Origin of the sequence: Pseudomonas sp. Tri1 (assembly GCF_017968885.1) — a bacterium.
GTDB lineage: Bacteria > Pseudomonadota > Gammaproteobacteria > Pseudomonadales > Pseudomonadaceae > Aquipseudomonas.
The window spans coordinates 882,397-899,184 of the sequence record NZ_CP072913.1 but is presented as its reverse complement, the minus strand read 5'-3'; the positions used below and the strand labels follow the sequence as shown (position 1 = coordinate 899,184).

The 16,788-nt window shown below is 58.7% G+C and carries 13 protein-coding genes and 1 pseudogene; 8 read left to right on the top strand and 6 right to left on the bottom strand.

The annotated features are described in order from the left end of the window. Positions 1–182 precede the first annotated feature (182 nt). The 3 genes from J9870_RS03810 to J9870_RS03800 are packed head-to-tail and all read right to left on the bottom strand — an operon-like array spanning position 183 to position 3,831. Complete coding sequence (locus J9870_RS03810) at positions 183–2,132, bottom strand: DUF3732 domain-containing protein (RefSeq protein ID WP_210642771.1); 1,950 nt, start codon at positions 2,130–2,132, stop codon at positions 183–185. Then, entirely contained in the window at positions 2,129–2,626 is a 498-nt protein-coding gene (locus J9870_RS03805) for a three component ABC system middle component (protein WP_210642770.1), read from the bottom strand. Before J9870_RS03805 ends, J9870_RS03810 begins: the two co-directional genes overlap by 4 nt. After that, a complete protein-coding gene (locus J9870_RS03800; RefSeq protein WP_210642769.1) occupies positions 2,623–3,831 on the bottom strand; it encodes an ABC-three component system protein in 1,209 nt (402 codons plus the stop codon). The genes J9870_RS03805 and J9870_RS03800 overlap by 4 nt, the downstream gene beginning before the upstream one ends. Positions 3,832–4,086: 255 nt before the next feature. Here J9870_RS03800 and J9870_RS29400 point away from each other — a divergent pair. Beyond that, a pseudogene (locus tag J9870_RS29400) lies at positions 4,087–4,450 on the top strand (hypothetical protein). On the opposite strand, the gene J9870_RS03795 reads toward J9870_RS29400, so the two are convergent. Next, positions 4,447–5,409, bottom strand: coding sequence for a LysR substrate-binding domain-containing protein (locus tag J9870_RS03795; RefSeq protein WP_210645094.1), 963 nt, complete (start codon positions 5,407–5,409; stop codon positions 4,447–4,449). The pseudogene J9870_RS29400 and the gene J9870_RS03795 overlap by 4 nt on opposite strands. A gap of 183 nt (positions 5,410–5,592) precedes the next feature. Here J9870_RS03795 and J9870_RS03790 point away from each other — a divergent pair, with 183 nt between their 5' ends. The 7 genes from J9870_RS03790 (at position 5,593) to J9870_RS03760 (ending at position 13,636) form a co-directional block, all read left to right on the top strand. After that, a complete protein-coding gene (locus J9870_RS03790; RefSeq protein WP_210642768.1) occupies positions 5,593–7,113 on the top strand; it encodes an ABC transporter substrate-binding protein in 1,521 nt (506 codons plus the stop codon). 103 nt (positions 7,114–7,216) lie between these two features. Continuing rightward, positions 7,217–8,134, top strand: a complete 918-nt coding sequence (locus J9870_RS03785) for an ABC transporter permease (RefSeq protein ID WP_116834141.1) — start codon at positions 7,217–7,219, stop codon at positions 8,132–8,134. 9 nt (positions 8,135–8,143) lie between these two features. After that, the gene (locus tag J9870_RS03780) at positions 8,144–9,046 is read left to right on the top strand and encodes an ABC transporter permease (RefSeq protein ID WP_210642767.1); all 903 of its coding nucleotides are present in this window, start codon (positions 8,144–8,146) and stop codon (positions 9,044–9,046) included. A gap of 15 nt (positions 9,047–9,061) precedes the next feature. Then, a complete protein-coding gene (locus J9870_RS03775; RefSeq protein ID WP_210642766.1) occupies positions 9,062–10,078 on the top strand; it encodes an ABC transporter ATP-binding protein in 1,017 nt (338 codons plus the stop codon). Then, complete coding sequence (locus tag J9870_RS03770) at positions 10,075–11,064, top strand: oligopeptide/dipeptide ABC transporter ATP-binding protein (RefSeq protein WP_210642765.1); 990 nt, start codon at positions 10,075–10,077, stop codon at positions 11,062–11,064. The genes J9870_RS03775 and J9870_RS03770 overlap by 4 nt, the downstream gene beginning before the upstream one ends. Next, a complete protein-coding gene (locus J9870_RS03765; RefSeq protein WP_210642764.1) occupies positions 11,061–12,485 on the top strand; it encodes a M20 family metallopeptidase in 1,425 nt (474 codons plus the stop codon). Before J9870_RS03770 ends, J9870_RS03765 begins: the two co-directional genes overlap by 4 nt. Beyond that, positions 12,482–13,636: a M20 family metallopeptidase gene (locus tag J9870_RS03760; protein ID WP_210642763.1), complete on the top strand. Its 1,155-nt coding sequence runs from the start codon at positions 12,482–12,484 to the stop codon at positions 13,634–13,636. Before J9870_RS03765 ends, J9870_RS03760 begins: the two co-directional genes overlap by 4 nt. 14 nt (positions 13,637–13,650) lie before the next feature. Here J9870_RS03760 and mdeB read toward each other — a convergent pair whose 3' ends face one another. Both mdeB and J9870_RS03750 read right to left on the bottom strand, forming a co-directional pair. Then, complete coding sequence (gene mdeB / locus J9870_RS03755; protein ID WP_210642762.1) at positions 13,651–16,350, bottom strand: alpha-ketoglutarate dehydrogenase; 2,700 nt, start codon at positions 16,348–16,350, stop codon at positions 13,651–13,653. After that, complete coding sequence (locus J9870_RS03750) at positions 16,347–16,769, bottom strand: hypothetical protein (protein ID WP_210642761.1); 423 nt, start codon at positions 16,767–16,769, stop codon at positions 16,347–16,349. The genes mdeB and J9870_RS03750 overlap by 4 nt, the downstream gene beginning before the upstream one ends. Between the last annotated feature and the right edge of the window lie 19 nt (positions 16,770–16,788).

The following is a 16,788-nucleotide window of genomic DNA, read 5'->3' as shown; positions in this document are numbered from 1 at the left end:
AGCCCCCACTCGCTCGCGTTTCCGAAGTGGAGATCGGCGAGATCGAAGTGGTGATTACGCTAAAATCATGTCTGCACCGATGGGCGATTGATGGAATTTTTTTGTGCCTGAGTGGCTTGCGGATTGCTAAGTGCACAGATCTAGTTTTGCTCACGGTCGACGTCAGATACAAATACGCTCGCTTAAGTGCTGCCCAAGTATGGCCAATCCTCAGGAACCAGCTTTAGCCCTCCACGCCAACGCTCTATGACCGCAGACTGGAACCAATCTTCATCAATGTCTGCGTGTTCAGTTACTATTACCTGAAAGCTCGATGCTACAGTTTGGACGGCGGAAAACACGTACTGGAACATACGCTTAACGGCACTACGGTCGTCTTCGGAAAGGTCATTTACTGACATCTCAGCCGCTAACTCACGTTCTGCAGGAAAATAGACTTGAGATGGCTGATCGAGAAATAGAAATCGTGGGACAGGACGTTCGCGCAGAGCAAACCAGTTGTGGAGGGCCAAGTGGGCAATAAGATGGTAGCCAACCCAGTTCTCGCCGCTTCCCATCCGGCTCATTGGGACAGGCCCGTTGTCAGTGTCAGCAACCAATGTTAGCCGCTTCGTGTCGAGCCGCAACGGTGACGCTGAATGCTCAAGCATTAAGCCCTGCGCTCCCGTTGACATCTGTCTGCTCAAGATTGACCCAATTGAAGTCATGCGTTCATTGACAGCTTCATCGCTAAGGTCATTCTCCAGTGCGATATAAGCTGCGCGTAACTCTTCGGCCCGACGATGTAGCACCGCTGTGTCTGGCAGATCCGGGATGCTCTCCAAGTAAAGGCTGATACGCCCTTGCACCAAAGCACGTCGAGCGACCTCGTCATGGATTAACCGTAACGGCTCACTTGCAGCTCTGACAGCTTCGAGCTGTTGCCGGTTTGCAATCAGTGCCGCACGAACGTGCTCTAGACGAAGTGCAACTTCGCTAGCAGCACGCTCTATCCGCGGCGAGTTCTGGACAACCGTCTCAAGCCGCGAAGCGACACTTTGAAGCACACCTTTTAGCTCTGCTAGCTCAGGCTGCTGCACATCTTCTGGCAAAACCTGCGCGCACAATGGGCAGGAGTGGCCTGGAGTTGTGTCGTCAAATACGCCAATGGATACTAAACGGCTGTGTTGTTCCCTAGTCTCTCGTGAATATCCATTCGCGTCTCGTTCAAAGGCGCGTACGGCATCCAATTCGTCCTTCAGTCGGCGCTGCTCATTCAGTAACTCACTTCGCTCATCACTTAGACGCCTGTACTCTCCACCGTCAGGAATCTCACCAAAACGCCCGAGATTGACTATTCCTGCTTCTCGCAGGGCTGCGATAGTCTCGTGCCAGTTCTCCGTTACCATAGCGGAGAGTCCAGCGTCTCGTGCTTGCGCCAGGAGTGCGGACGCCTTTCCAACGCCGTCCCCTCGGATAGAGTTCAATTCGGCAAGCTGTCGTTCCACCGAACGAAGCTGATCGCGAAGGCGTCTTAGCTCTTCGCGCTTGCGAACATACTCATCGTCAACCGCCCCCAGAAAGTAGGGCAAGGTGTCCTTAAGGGCCTGAGCGAAAAAACTATCGTCGGCACCATGAAAAAGCTGATGGCGCCGAATGATCTCGTCCTGTGGCTGAAAACAAAATGCAAGGGCATGACGCACATTTGCAGACAGAGGCAATCGGGTCTGACCAACTGGCGGTTCATGTAAATTTTCCGATATTCCCGTCCACCCGGACAACTGCGATAACAGCCCACGGGTATTGGTGGTCTGTCTTACCCCAGCGGCATCAGGAGCCTCTGCTGTGTCACCAATGTAGACAAAGCACTCTTCGCTAGAGCGAAATCGTGCAGAGGGACACTTTCTCGCGACAAACGCCTCACCAGAAGTCAACTGCAAACGGAGTCCGAACCAAGCAACCGCACGCCGAATGGGCCCCTCAGGAACTCGACACTCACCAGAACCGAAGCAGTAGTCAACAATATCTACCAGTGCTGACTTGCCCGTCTTTGACGCTCCAGTGACGATACTGACACCGTCCGGATTGAGCGAAAGGATTCTCCGACGGCCGTCATGGCTATATATGACAATTTCCAGAATCTTTAACGTCATGGCCGGACTCCCAGTAATGCCATTACTGTGTTAGCTACACCAGTTTCAGTAAACCAAGAGCCAAGAAAAGCTGCCTTCTTAAGACAGGCCTGGGTCTCCGGAGAAGAACGACGCAAAAATAAATTTGCACGCCTCTTCCACTCCTCGTTCGCAACGACAGCTTCAGCCGAAATCTGCAGAAATTGTCGTGTACCTCCAAAGATCAGTGCGTCCTTCGTGAACGACACCATGACACGGGTCCGAATAGCAAAAGTCGCTTGGAGCGACGAGTTCTCGTCGATCCAAACTGCAAGTGATGTACGAGTGGTGCGCGGTAATGCTTCGCGGGTGTTTTTGTGCAACACGAAGGGGAGTACGAGATAGCACTCGGCAAATGTCAGTGCACGCCTCCCCTCCTCTCCTCCAGCAGCAGCAAAGTACCAAATCAGTGATGCGCAGAATGCCGGGTTCAGAAGCGCTCGCTCTTCAATCGATCGATCAAGCCAAGCCGTCATGTAACACCCTCAGTACCATTGAGCACGGTGTCCAATAGTGTCTTGAAATCAGGGTGCCAACCTATGTTGCCTTCATCGGCGATCATGTGCAGAGACCCTCGGCATAGGAACGGTTCTGTTACACCGGGACGAATCGGAATGGACGTTCGCTCGGCCCATTGTAGAACTGATCTTGCAGCTGCCTTCCTTTCAGCGTCGGTAGCAGCTTCGCCGACCTCATCGCACACGGCATCAAAGACGTTTTCCCACTCCTCGGTTAGCCGCTTCTCGAATCGACTAATATCGAGCGTGACCACAAGATCCTCACGCACCCAACGGGATCGTTGCTCATACGCCCTATAAAAATCACGTATTGCACTAGAAACCCTTCGACGTCCAGCATCGATAATTTCTAGCTGCTTGACGAATCGGTAGTGCCGATGCGCGACTGCCGTTGTATCGTCGAGTACAAAGTCGAGCAAATCGTCATCGATGGGTAAGGAGTCTTGTCGAAATTGATCGCGCAAATCGCTCATTTCGGACTCTATCTCGACTGACGCAATCCGCGCGCCAGGGCTGGAGGTGAGCTGCCCAATAACCTTGCGCAACCACCACCCCTCAAGTCGGTCCAAAAACGGCGTTTGGTTAGCACGGTCAACAGCCCAGAAAATGACTGTACGGAGTTCTTGGTCTAGATCAGAAATAGTCGGAGCAGCGTCGATAACAAACACGCGCTCGAGCATCGCAAGTCGCTGCTGGGCACTCAACAACTCATACGCCCGATAAGCGGCGGCGTTCGCTGCATTCGTCGACGTGCGCGCGACCACATCCAAAATATCTCTAGCAGCTACAGCATCGCGGTCTTCAATTTTCAGCTTACTGGCAGCCGAGCGAATCGGCGCGACACCGGTAGTTACGAGTTGAAGAGAAGCCGTAGATAGGATTTGACTGACCGCACCTCCTTCAATCCAGACGCGAAGAGTCTTCCATAGATCAGGGCAGCTATCCGTGAGCGCTGCCATGCGACTGGCGTGATGTTTAGTTTGCAGGAAAGTACTCGGATCTCCGGTGTTGGACTCAAAAGCAACATCATCAAGCACCTCTACAGATACCTGAAAGGACTCATCGTGTTGGAGCCTTTGCAACGACCAGAGCAAGGCTGCTCTCACCTGATACAGATATCCGAGCGCTGGATTAACTGCAGCAAACTGACTAGGTGTTGGCATCCTGCCCTCCAGCCACATTACACAAAAGTGCACATGACAAATTTCAGTTAACGAGATCGCTCATGCATACGGCGAGCAATGCTCATCCGGTCCCGGCTGCCCCGCGAATCGAGCGAACCATCGAATAGTGGCAAAGTGTATGCATGCCTGCAAGACATGTTTTCACTGCGAAAGACACAGGCTGTCCGATTCCTACTCAAGAAAAATACAGCCCTACATCACTGCTATGACATCCCCACCATGGAGCTTCAAACCATGTCATTGCAGTGCCCTCGCTGTAACTCACCCAAAATCGCCTCTCTCCACCAGGCCATGAATTGCAGCCGCCATCGGTACGGTTGGCGGTGCAGCACGCGGCGTCAGTGCAGCTCTTGCAGGCGGTCAGGCAGGTGCCTCCGTCGGCGCTATTGCCGGCGGTCAGGCAGGTGCCTCCGTCGGCGCTATTGCCGGCCCGCTCGGAATCACCCTCGGAGCCGTTTCTGGCGCCATCCTCGGCGGGCTTATAGGCGGCGCTGGTGGCTGTGCATTGGGCGCTCAACTCGGCGACAAACTTGACCGCCATGCCCTCGCCCACAATCTCTGCCTGATCTGTGGGCATCGCTTCAATCTGCCTGCTTAAACCGTCCTCCCCTTCTCTCTTTTAGTACGTCCGGACAGTGCCGCGCGCCCCTTCGCTTTCCCCAGATCAGCAATCAGAAAATCCCTGAACGCAGAAACCGCTGCCGGTAAATTGCGGCCAGCCATGCTTTGCAGTTCGATGCGTCGTGCCTGCATGCCTTCGTCGAGGATCGGCACGCATCGCAGGGCCTTGTCCGCCACCTGCTTTTGCAAGGTCATCTCGCTGGCCAGGCTGATGACGCCTTCTTCGCGGACGAAGCTATAGAGCGCGGCAACGTAGTTGGTGGTCAACACCGGGTCGAACAACAACCCCTGTACACCGCAACAGATGTCGAACAGTTGCCGTATCGTGGTGTCGGCCTTGGGTAACGCAATGGGCCAGGGTTGTAGCTCAGCGAGGCTGACCGCTTCACGCCCGGCCAAGGGATGGGAATTGGCGATCACGGCAAAAATCGCCCCGCTCAGGACATGTTCGACCTTGATTTCCTTTTGCGGCGTCAGGCTGAAGGTCATCGCCAGATCGGCTTCACCGGAACGAACCTTTTCGGTCGCTTCCGCCGGTGCACAGACCTCCAATGTGAAATGAATGCCCTGGTACTCACGCCTGAACGCGCTGATGGTCCTGGGCATGTATTCCAGTGCAAATCCTTCCGAGCAGGCAACGTGCACATGACCTCGTTGCAAGCCATGCAGCTCGGTAATTTCCAGCACCACCTGCTCGGCCTCAAGCTGCGACTTGCGCGCATAAGCCGCCAGTCGCGTCCCCGCCTCGCTGAGCACCATGCCGCGGGCACGACGCTCAAACAGGCTGGCGTCCAGAGCCAACTCAAGCTTGGAAATTTGCCGGCTCACCGCTGACGCTGCGACATTCAAGCGCACGGAAGCTTCGCTGATCGATCCGCATCGCGCTACTTCCAGAAAATAACGCAGTGCCGTGGACTGCACACCATACAACTGCATCGGCACCCCCAAGGTTTGCCTTTTTGGCAATGCAAGTATCGAAATATTATTCTTGTGGCATTGATAGCCTTTCCCTACATTCGTGTCTAGACCAAAAACATTACTTGAGCTTCTCATCCTCCTTTACGCATTTGCGATTCGCTGCCCTTTGATTCAACCACTCTCGCCAACGGAGACGACGGCATGGGCATCAAAGGTTTCGCCTGCAGCATTGCGCTGTTGGGCCTCATCAGCAGTTTCCCGGCTCATGCCGGTAAAGCCAACGACACCCTGGTTTACGCTTCCGACAGCGAACCTGAAAACATCAGCCCCTACCACAATGATTTACGCGAAGGTGTAATTCTCGGCCGGCTGATCTGGGACAACCTGATCTACCGCGATCCCAGCAGCGGCGAATACAAACCCATGCTGGCCACCAGCTGGAAACAGGTCGACGACACCACCATCGATTTTGAGCTGCGCAAAGGCGTCAAATTTCACAACGGCGACGCCTTCACCGCCGACGATGTGGTGTTCACCCTCAACTACGTGGTGTCGCCCGAAGCGAAAGTCGTTACCGTGCAAAACGTAGACTGGATCAAGGGCGCCGAAAAAACCGGTGACTACAGCGTCCGCCTGTATTTGAAGAAGCCTTTCCCTCCGGCACTGGAATACCTGTCCAACGCCGTCCCGATGTTCCCCAAGCAGTACTTCGAGAAAGTCGGCCTGGCCGAATTCAGCCGCAAGCCAGTGGGTACCGGACCGTACAAAGCGACGTCGGTGGTGGCTGGCGAAGGCGTGACCATGGAGATCAATAAGGACTACTTTCCGGACAGCCCTCAAGGCAAGCCCCATATCGGCCACCTCAAGTTCCGGGTGATTCCGGATGCAGAAACCCGCCTGGCCGAGTTGATGACCGACGGTGTCGACTGGACTTGGCGCGTGACTTCGGATCAGGCAGTCGACCTTAGAGGTATGCCGAACCTGACCGTGACCAGCGGCGAAACCATGCGCATCGGCTTCCTGATTCTCGATGCCCGGGGCACCTCCACTGAAAACTCGCCGATGAAGAACCTCAAGGTGCGTCAGGCCATCAACCATGCGATCAACCGCAATGCACTGGCCACGCAAATGGTGGGGGGTGAAGCCAAACCCTTGCAGGTTGCCTGTTATCCAGGCCAGTTCGGCTGCGATACCTCCGCGGCCACGGTCTACAACTACGACCCGGCCAAGGCCAGGGCGCTGCTCGCCGAAGCCGGTTACCCAAATGGCTTCGAGACAGAAATCTTCGCTTATCGCGACCGTGATTACGTCGAAGCCATCATCGGCAACCTGCGTGCCGTGGGCATCAACGCCAAGCTGCGCTTCTTGAAGTACGCCGCACTGCGCGATCAGCAACGTGGCGGCAAGGTGCCCATGTCGTTTCAGGCCTGGGGCTCGTTCTCGATCCTCGACACCTCGGCGTCGGCCGGCACCTGGTTCAAGGGCAATCCGGACGACAACATCAAAGACCCGCAAGTCCAGAGCTGGTTGCAGACCGCTGACAACGCCCTCGACCCGCAATTGCGCAAGGACAACTACCGCAAGGCGCTGCAGCGCATCAGCGAACAGGCGTACTGGGCGCCGCTGTTCAACTACTCGATGAACTACGCCTACACCTCCGAGCTCGCGTTCACGTCGTACCCGGATGAGCTGCCGCGTTTCGTTCAGTCCAGCTGGAAGTAATCCGCAACCGAGCGGATCGATCGAGGGGTGCCGTGGTGCGGACTAAACCGCACCACGGACACGTCCTCACACCTGTCATCCATTGGATATGAGGAAACTTGCCATGCTTGGATTCCTTCTGCGCCGTCTGGGCATCGCCATTTGCGTTGCCATTACCGTGTCGGTGATCAGCTTTTCTCTTTTGCACCTGTCCGGCGACCTGGCCACTGCCATTGGCGGACCGGAAGCCACTAGCGAACAGATCGAACAGATCCGCGTGCAGTACGGTTTGAACAAACCGCTGCCGACCCAGTACTTCAACTGGCTGGGAGACTTGTTGCAGCTGGACCTGGGCAACTCTTTTTTCTTTCAGGAATCGGTCTACAACCTCGTCGCCAGCCGCTTGCCGATTACCCTCGGGTTAGGGGCCATGGCGCTGGGTATCGCCTTGCTGGTGGCGATTCCGCTGGGCGTGCTGGCCGCGGTCAAACGCGACACCTGGGTTGACCGACTGGCCTTGAGCATTGCGGTGCTGGGCCAGGCAATGCCCAGTTTCTGGTTTGCGCTGATGTTGATCGTGGTGTTTGCGGTGACGCTCAAGTGGCTGCCAGTGTCCGGTAACTCGACCATGCTGCACTTCGTCATGCCGGCCATTGCCTTGGGCTACTACGCGACTCCGGCAATCATGCGTCTGACGCGCGCAGGCATGCTTGATGTGCTCAGTTCCGATTACATCCGCACCGCCCGCGCCAAGGGCCTGCGCCCTGCCCGCGTGTTGTTCAAGCATGCCCTGCGCAATGCCTTGATTCCGGTCGTCGCACTGGCGGCGGTGGAGTTTGGCTTCATGCTCGGCGGCTCGGTGGTGATCGAAACCGTGTTCTCCCTGCAAGGCATCGGACAGCTTGCCTGGGACGCCATCGCCCGTGACGACTTTCCGGTGGTACAGGCCGTGGTCCTGCTGATTGCGGTGATCTACATCATCCTCACCTTGCTGGCCGATGTGCTCAACGCACTGCTCGACCCGCGCATTCGCGTGCGCTAGGAGGTTTACATGAGCACCCCCACGACCCTCGCGATCAATGACTACCTGCCACCACCGAGCAGCCTGAGCCGAGTACTTGGCAAGAGCTTTCGGCATCGTGGTTTCGCCATTGGCGCGGTGCTGTTGCTGATCATCTTCGCGGGTGCACTGTTCGCGCCGTGGCTGGCACCTTACGACCCTTATGCGCAAGACGTGATGCTGCGCATGAAACCACCGGTATGGATGGCCAACGGCACCTGGGAGTACCCCCTGGGAACCGACAAGCTGGGCCGTGATTACCTGTCGCGATTGCTCTACGGCGCACGTATTTCGCTGTTCATCGGCATTGCGGCGGCGCTGATTTCCGGCTTTATCGGCACCGTCATGGGGCTGTTGGCCGGTTACTACGGCGGCAAGGTCGATGCGCTTATCAGCTACCTGATCACCACCCGGCTGGCGATGCCGGTCGTGATGGTCGCGCTGGCCTCGGCCTCGCTGATGGGCGGCTCACTGAAAGTGGTGATCGTGCTGCTCGGCTGCCTGTTATGGGACCGTTTCGCGGTGGTGGTCAGGGCTTCGGTGCAACAGATTCGCGATGCTGAATATGTGGCCTCGGCCCAGGCGCTTGGCTGCTCGACCCTGCGCATTCTGGTCAGCGAAATCCTGCCCAATCTGGTCGGCGCGCTGATCGTCGTCGCGACGCTGGAAATGGCCCACGCGATCCTCCTGGAGTCGGCACTGTCATTCCTCGGCGTGGGTGTGCAGCCGCCGACACCGTCCTGGGGTTTGATGATCGCCGAAGGCAAACCCTACATGTTCTTTTCCCCGTGGGTCATCGCCATTCCCGGTGTCGCCCTGATGATTCTGGTACTGGGCATCAACCTGGTCGGCGACGGCCTGCGCGATCTGATCCTGCCCGACGGCCGTAACTGATAGAGGGTACCGAACATGGCACTACTCCATGTAGAAAACCTGCGCGTGGATATCCCCATGGGCAACAGCCCGACGCCGGATGACATGCTGCATGCAGTGCGCGGTCTGAACTTTGAAGTCGAGCGCGGTGAAATGTTGTGCATCGTCGGTGAGTCCGGCTGCGGCAAATCCTTGACCTCGCTGGCGCTGATGGACCTGTTGCCACGCAAGGCCCAACGCACTGCGTCCCGGCTGACGCTGGACGGTATCGACATGCTGGGCCAGAGCGAGCGGCGCATGTGCGACCTGCGCGGCAACCGCCTGGCGATGATCTTCCAGGAACCGATGACCTCGCTGAACCCGGCCTACAGCATTGGCGATCAGCTCAGCGAAGTGTTGATTCAGCATCGTAAGGTGTCCCGCAAGGATGCCCTGGCTCGCGCCGCGCAGATGTTGGAGAAAGTCGGTATCAGCAATGCCACCGAACGCTTGCGTCAGTATCCGCATCAGCTTTCGGGTGGTTTGCGCCAGCGGGTGATCATTGCCATGGCGTTGATGTGCGAACCGGACCTGATCATCGCCGATGAGCCCACCACTGCATTGGACGTGACCATTCAAGCGCAGATCCTGCGCTTGATCCGCGACATCCAGAAAGAACTCGGCCTGGCGGTGATCTTCATCACCCACGACCTTGGGCTGGTGGCACGGATCGCCGATCGGGTCGCCGTGATGTATGCCGGGGAAATCGTCGAGACGGCCCCTGCCCTGCAACTGTTCGAGAACCCGCAGCACCCCTACACCCGTGGTCTGCTGGCCAGTATTCCCATCCCTGGCCGGACCAAACCGGGTGAGGCGCTGGGTTCTATTCCGGGCCTGGTGCCGAGCCTGGTAGGCGAACAGCACGGTTGTGCGTTCCGCAATCGTTGCGCTCAGGCGATACCGGCCTGCGCGCAAGACATCCCCGAAGTCGAGCAGGACGGACACATGGCGCGCTGCCTGTTCGCCGCTCCGGACCCAGCACCGATCCGCCATCAGAAGAGTGCATGGTCATGAAAAAAGACATCGCTTTGGAGCTGTGTGACATCCGTCGCGAGTTTCGGATCAACAAGGGCTTTTTCAAACCCGCCGCCACCCTGAAGGCCGTGGATGGCGTTTCCCTGCGTCTGATGCGTGGCGAGACCCTCGGCCTGGTAGGTGAGTCCGGTTGCGGAAAAAGTACCCTGGCAAAGCTCCTGCTCGGCCTGCTGCCGCCTACCAGCGGCGATGTGCTGGTCAATGGCAAACATCTGGCGGCGACTGATCGCAAGGAAATGTCCCGGCACATTCAGCCGATATTCCAGGACCCGTACTCATCACTGAACCCACGCAAGACCCTGCGCGAAATCATTACCCTACCGCTGATCGTGCATGACATCGGCAGCCCTGCCGAGCGCCGCAAGAAGACCCAAGAGATGCTTGATGTGGTCGGCCTGCCCAAGCGGGTGATCGACAGTTACCCGAGTCAGCTGTCCGGCGGACAACGCCAGCGGGTCGCGATCGCACGGGCGCTGATCATGCGCCCCGATGTATTGATTTGCGACGAGCCCACATCAGCACTGGATGTGTCGGTGCAGGCGCAGATTCTCAACCTGCTGCAAGACCTCAAGCGCGAATTCGGCCTGACTTATCTGCTGATCAGCCACAACCTCGCGGTCATCGAACACCTCGCCGACCGGGTAGCGGTGATGTATCTGGGGCGCATCGTCGAAGAACGCACTCGCGAATCGTTGTTCGCCAAACCCGGCCACCCTTATACCCGCGCCTTGCTGGACTCGGTGCTCACGCCCGATCCGCGCCTGGGCATTCCCGAAATCGGCCTGCACGGCAGCTTCCCCAATCCGATGTCACCGCCGTCCGGGTGCGCCTTCCATCCGCGCTGCCCGAGCTGCTTCGCACCGTGCAAAACGGCCTACCCGGCCAATGATTCGATTATCGGGGGCAACGTGCGTTGCCACCTTCACGACAATCCTGCCCAAACACTGGAGCTTGTCCACTCATGAGTCGTTCACTGGCCATCAGCAACACCACAGAGCAATTTAACAACGGCGAATTTTTCAATCTGCTTGAACGCAGCGTCGCCTTGCCCACCGAAAGCCAGGCAGCGGACAGCCAGCCCGAGTTGTATCGCTACCTCAATGACTTCATCACCCCCCACGTCGAAGCGATGGGCTTCAGCGTCAAAATCTATGACAACCCGGTGGCAGAGCGCGGCCCTTTCATGATCGCCACACGCATTGAACATCCAGAACTGCCGACCGTGCTCAGCTACGGCCACGGTGATGTGGTGCGCGGCTATGAAGCGCAATGGCGTGAAGGCCTGTCGCCGTGGCAAGTCACGGTGGAAGGCGATCGCTGGTACGGCCGCGGCACAGCGGATAACAAAGGCCAGCACCTGATCAACCTGACCGCGCTTGAACAAACGCTCAAGGCTCGCGACGGCAAGCTGGGTTTCAACGTCAAGCTGCTGCTGGAAATGGGCGAAGAAGAAGGCTCGCCGGGCTTGAATGCGTTCTGCGCCGCGCACAGCAAAGAGCTCGCGGCGGATATTTTCATCGCCTCGGACGGCCCACGCCTGGCGGCATCACGACCGACGATTTTTCTGGGTTCACGTGGGGTGTTCAACTTCGAGCTGGTGGTCAATTTGCGCGAGGGCGCCCATCACTCTGGCAACTGGGGCGGGTTGCTGGCCAACCCTGGCATCATTCTGGCCAATGCCATCGCGAGCATGGTCGATGAACACGGTCGGGTGAAAGTAGCAGGCCTGCAGCCCGAAACACTGCCGGAGCCGGTTCGGCAGGCATTGGCTGATATTGATGTTGGTGGCGGGCCGGGCGATCCGGAAATCGACGCCAACTGGGGTAACCCGCAGCTCTCGCTGAGCGAAAAGGTGTTCGGTTGGAACACCCTCGATGTCATCGCCTTCAAGACCGGCAACCCGGACGCCCCCGTGCACGCGATCCCTGGTAAAGCCAATGCCCACTGCCACATCCGCTTCGTGGTGAACAGCGACTACACGACCTTTATCCCGGCTGTTCGTGCCCACCTGGACGCTCATGGCTTCAGCAATGTCGAGGTCAAGCAAAGCCGCATCGATGTGATGCATGCCACTCGGCTGGACCCGCAAAGCCCATGGGTCAATTGGGCACTCGGCTCCTTGGCACAGACCACCGGCAAAAAGCCTGCGCTGCTGCCAAACCTCGGTGGCTCGCTGCCCAACGATGTGTTCGCGGACGTGCTCGGCCTGCCAACCTTGTGGGTGCCGCACTCGTACCCGGCCTGCTCACAACATGCGCCGAACGAGCACTTGCTGGCACCGGTGGTCAAGGAAAGCCTGCAAATCATGGCAGGGCTATTCTGGGACCTGGGCAACGACGCGGCACGCCTGACCCAGGAACATCAGTTACGGGAGCAGGCGCAATGAGTGCCAATCCACAACAGGCGCTGGACTGGCTCGCCGACCAGCGCCCAGCCATGGAAGCGCTGCTGCAGCGTATCGTCGACACCGACTCCAACAGCTATGACAAGGCCGGCGTCGACGCTGTGGGCGCGCTGCTCGCGGCTGAATTGGAAGCCGACGGCATCCTGCTCAAGCGCATGCCGGTCGATGGTTTTGGCGACGTGATGCTCGCCGAAGTGCCGGGCGCCACAGGAAAGCCGGTGCTGTTGCTCGGCCACCGCGACACGGTGTTTCCCAAAGGCACCACCACGACTCGCGGCTACAGCCGCGACGCCAACCTCGCCTACGGCCCCGGCGTCGCCGACATGAAAGGCGGCCTGGTGCTCAATTGCTTCGCGCTCAAGGCTCTCAAACGCGCCGGTCTGTTGCCCTATCCGGTACAGGTTCTGTACACCGGTGACGAAGAAATCGGTTCCGGCAGCGCCAGAACCCATATCGAAAAAGCCGCCCGTGGCGCGCGTGCGGTGCTCAATACCGAACCCGGCCGGGCCAGCGGCAACGTGGTCAGCGCACGCAAAGGCGGTGCCACGCTGATCATCGAAGTCAGCGGCCGCGCGGCGCATGCCGGGGTCAATCATGCCGACGGAGCCAGCGCCATCGAGGCCCTGGCACGCAAGATCGTCAAGCTCCATGCCTTGACCGACTACCCGGCAGGCATCACCACTAACGTCGGCCTGATATCCGGTGGCACGTCCAGCAACACCGTCGCGCCCAGCGCCTGCGCGCGGCTGGACGTGCGCTTCATCGAACTCAAGCACTGGGACCGGATCCTTACCGCAATCCTGGCCATCGTCGCAGAAGAAGAACTGATCGGCACCAGCGCCATCCTCAAGGAAGCGACAACCTTTCTACCGATGGAAGCCCATCACAGCGAACGGCTGCTGCACATCTATCAACAACAAGCGCTGGCGCTGGGTTTCAGCGTCGAAGGCGAGTTCACCGGCGGTTGCGCCGACTCCGGATTCACCGCCAGCCTGGGCATTCCCACCCTGTGTGGCCTCGGGCCGGTGGGTGGCAAGGTCCATACCGATCGTGAATACCTGGAGCTGGACACGCTGGTGCCCCGTGCTCAAGCCTTGGTGGCAACCATTCTGGCTGTCGGCGAGAACCGTTAGGTCATTGCCCGGTTTCAAGCCTCCCAAGGGACTACGGCGTCAACGTCAATGGCGTAGCGTTCAATGGCCTGGGCACAGACACTGGCGTCCAGGCGCCCCTCATGCACCAGTGAGGTCAGCGCACTCAAGACAATCTGGTGGCGGTCCACTTCGAAGAACCTGCGCAGTTGGTTGCGGGTATCGCTGCGGCCAAACCCGTCAGTGCCGAGCACGGTGTAACGGGCATCGAGGTAACTGGCGATCAACTGGGGCAAGGCGCGCACGTAATCGGTACAGGCAATGATCGGCGCCGAATCGTCGAGGCATTCTTGAACATGACTGCATTTCGCAGGTTGTCCGGGGTGCAGGCGATTCCAGCGCTCCACTTCCCGCGCATCCCGAGCCAGTTCGGTGAAACTGGTGACGCTCCAGACTTCGCTGCCGATGTTCCAATCGCCGGCCAACAACTCGGCCGCCGCGATCACCTCCAGCAGGATCGCGCCGGAACCCAACAACCGGACGCTGCCGCGCGCGTCTTTGCCTTCATGCCGGGCGAACCGGTACATGCCCTTGATGATCGCCTGCTCGACACCTTTGGCAAGACTGGGCTGCGGGTAGTTCTCGTTCATCAACGTGACGTAGTAAAGCTCGTCGACCTGACGCTCCAGCATCTGGCGCATGCCGTGATCCAGAATCACCGCAAACTCACTGGCGAACGCCGGATCGTAAGCACGGCAATTGGGCACCATCGACGCCATCAAGTGGCTGTTGCCATCCTGATGTTGCAAACCTTCGCCGCCCAGCGTGGTACGCCCCGCGGTGGCGCCGAGCAGGAACCCGCGAGCGCGCTGGTCGGCCGCTGCCCAGATCAGGTCGCCGATGCGCTGGAAGCCGAACATCGAGTAGTAGATGTAGAACGGCAACATCGGCAGGCCATGCACCGAGTAGCTGGTCGCGGCAGCCACCCAAGAACTGATGGCGCCGGCCTCGCTGATGCCCTCTTCGAGAATCTGCCCGTCCAGGGCTTCTCGATAACTCAGGATCGAACCAATGTCTTCCGGCTCATAACGTTGCCCCACGCTGGAGTAGATGCCGATCTGCTTGAACAGGCTGGCCATGCCGAAGGTACGGGCTTCATCCGCCACGATCGGTACGATTCGCGGCCCCAGTTGCTTGTCCCGCAGCAAACCGCTGAGCATGCGCACGAAAGCCATGGTGGTGGACATTTCCTTGCCTTCGGCGGTGAGGGCAAACCCGGCGTAGCTGTTGACGTCAGGTACAGCCAACGATGCCGAAGTGGTGGGCCGCGACGGCATGTACCCGCCCAATGCCCGGCGACGTTCATGCAGGTAACGCATTTCGGCACTGTCGTCGCTGGGTTTGAAGAAGCTCAGCGAGGCGGCCTGTTCATCGGTCAACGGCAAATTGAAACGGTTACGGAAAGCGATCAAGGCGTCCTTGTCGAGTTTCTTCTGCTGGTGCACGGTCATCTTGCCCTGCCCGGCGTCGCCCATGCCGAAGCCCTTCTTGGTCTGGGCCAGGATCACCGTAGGTTTCTTGCCCTCGAGCATCGCGCTTTGGTACGCGGCAAAGATTTTCACCAGGTCATGACCACCCCGTTTGAGGCGATCGATCTGTTCATCGGTCAAGCCTTGGGCCAAATGCGCCAGGGCTTCGTCCTGGCCGAAGAAGTGCTCGCGGTTGAAGCGCCCATCCTTGGCCGCGAACGTCTGGAACTGGCCGTCGACCGTGGCCGACAATGCACGGACCAGCGCGCCGTCTTTATCCCGGGCAAACAATCCGTCCCAGTCGGAGCCCCAGACCAGTTTGATGACGTTCCAGCCGGCCCCGCCGAACAGCGCCTCCAACTCATCGATGATGCGACCGTTGCCACGCACCGGACCGTCCAGGCGCTGAAGGTTGCAGTTGACCACCCACACCAGATTATCCAGCCCTTCACGCGCCGCCAGGGTCAGTGCCGACATGCTTTCCGGCTCATCCATTTCACCGTCGCCGAATACCCCCCACACAGTGCGCCCGGTGGTGTCCTGTAAACCACGGTGCTGCAGGTAACGCATGAACCGCGCCTGGTAGATCGAGCTGATCGGACCGATGCCCATCGAGCCGGTCGGGAACTGCCAGAAGTCCGGCATCAGCCACGGATGCGGGTAACTCGACAAACCCCGGGCGCCATTGGTACGTGCGCTGATCTCTTGCCGATAATGTTGCAGGTCCTGTTCCTCGAGGCGCCCTTCCAGAAAGGCTCGTGCATAGACGCCTGGCGCCGAGTGCGGTTGATAGAACACCAGGTCGGCGCCACGGGTGTCGGTGCGCGCCTTGAAGAAGTGGTTGAAACCCACCTCGAACAAATCCGCAGCGCTGGCATAACTGGCGATGTGGCCACCCAGTTCCCCATAGGCCTGGTTGGCCCTGGCAACCATGACCAGCGCGTTCCAGCGCATGATCGAAGCCAGTCGCTCTTCCAGCGCCAGGTCGCCCGGAAACACCGGCTGCTGCTCGACGCTGATCGTATTGATATACGGCGTGCCATGGCTGGGCCGCCAACCGATCCTGGAAGTGCTGGCCACGGTCACCAGCATGTCGAGGATCTGTTTTGCCCGGGCCGTGCCGCCGTGGGCGATGACGGACAGCAGCGCCTCCTGCCACTCAGTCATTTCCTGTACATCTTCAGCTATCTGGCCCAGCAATTGGGTCTGGCTATCGGACCGGCTCATGAGCAACTCCTGCAGGTGTCGGGCAACCCTTCAAGGTGGTGCGAACGGTTCACTCGGGCGAGGCTTTTCACCTGTTCTACCGCGGCAATGACCGAACGTTCGGTCGCCCCGTCTGAAGCAATCGGGTAGATGCAGGGCGGACTAATGGAAAGGTCGTGCAATAAACGCTCATCCAGTTCACCGAGCACGACAAAACAGTATTCCCCCCTGGCCACTCGCACTTCAGCGAGCTGGCCAGGCACCGGGTTCACAGCATCGACACGGATCAGCGCCACATTGTCAAAACAGCTGAAACCCTGATGGATCAAATCAATATGGTCGCTATCAAGCCCGCACGCGATGACCACGATACGTGTGCAATTCGAAGGCTCGCGCATCCACTTCAGGGCATTGGTACGACAGCCGGCAGCTTGGCTCATAGGCGTTGCCTTTGTTGTT

What these genes read in the sequence shown, in the direction of transcription:
- J9870_RS03810 (WP_210642771.1), bottom strand. Translation starts at nt 2,132, where the DNA reads ATGACGTTAAAGATTCTGGAAATTGTCATATATAGCCATGACGGCCGT.
- J9870_RS03805 (WP_210642770.1), bottom strand. Translation starts at nt 2,626, where the DNA reads ATGACGGCTTGGCTTGATCGATCGATTGAAGAGCGAGCGCTTCTGAAC.
- J9870_RS03800 (WP_210642769.1), bottom strand. Translation starts at nt 3,831, where the DNA reads ATGCCAACACCTAGTCAGTTTGCTGCAGTTAATCCAGCGCTCGGATAT.
- J9870_RS03795 (WP_210645094.1), bottom strand. Translation starts at nt 5,409, where the DNA reads ATGCAGTTGTATGGTGTGCAGTCCACGGCACTGCGTTATTTTCTGGAA.
- J9870_RS03790 (WP_210642768.1), top strand. Translation starts at nt 5,593, where the DNA reads ATGGGCATCAAAGGTTTCGCCTGCAGCATTGCGCTGTTGGGCCTCATC.
- J9870_RS03785 (WP_116834141.1), top strand. Translation starts at nt 7,217, where the DNA reads ATGCTTGGATTCCTTCTGCGCCGTCTGGGCATCGCCATTTGCGTTGCC.
- J9870_RS03780 (WP_210642767.1), top strand. Translation starts at nt 8,144, where the DNA reads ATGAGCACCCCCACGACCCTCGCGATCAATGACTACCTGCCACCACCG.
- J9870_RS03775 (WP_210642766.1), top strand. Translation starts at nt 9,062, where the DNA reads ATGGCACTACTCCATGTAGAAAACCTGCGCGTGGATATCCCCATGGGC.
- J9870_RS03770 (WP_210642765.1), top strand. Translation starts at nt 10,075, where the DNA reads ATGAAAAAAGACATCGCTTTGGAGCTGTGTGACATCCGTCGCGAGTTT.
- J9870_RS03765 (WP_210642764.1), top strand. Translation starts at nt 11,061, where the DNA reads ATGAGTCGTTCACTGGCCATCAGCAACACCACAGAGCAATTTAACAAC.
- J9870_RS03760 (WP_210642763.1), top strand. Translation starts at nt 12,482, where the DNA reads ATGAGTGCCAATCCACAACAGGCGCTGGACTGGCTCGCCGACCAGCGC.
- mdeB (WP_210642762.1), bottom strand. Translation starts at nt 16,350, where the DNA reads ATGAGCCGGTCCGATAGCCAGACCCAATTGCTGGGCCAGATAGCTGAA.
- J9870_RS03750 (WP_210642761.1), bottom strand. Translation starts at nt 16,769, where the DNA reads ATGAGCCAAGCTGCCGGCTGTCGTACCAATGCCCTGAAGTGGATGCGC.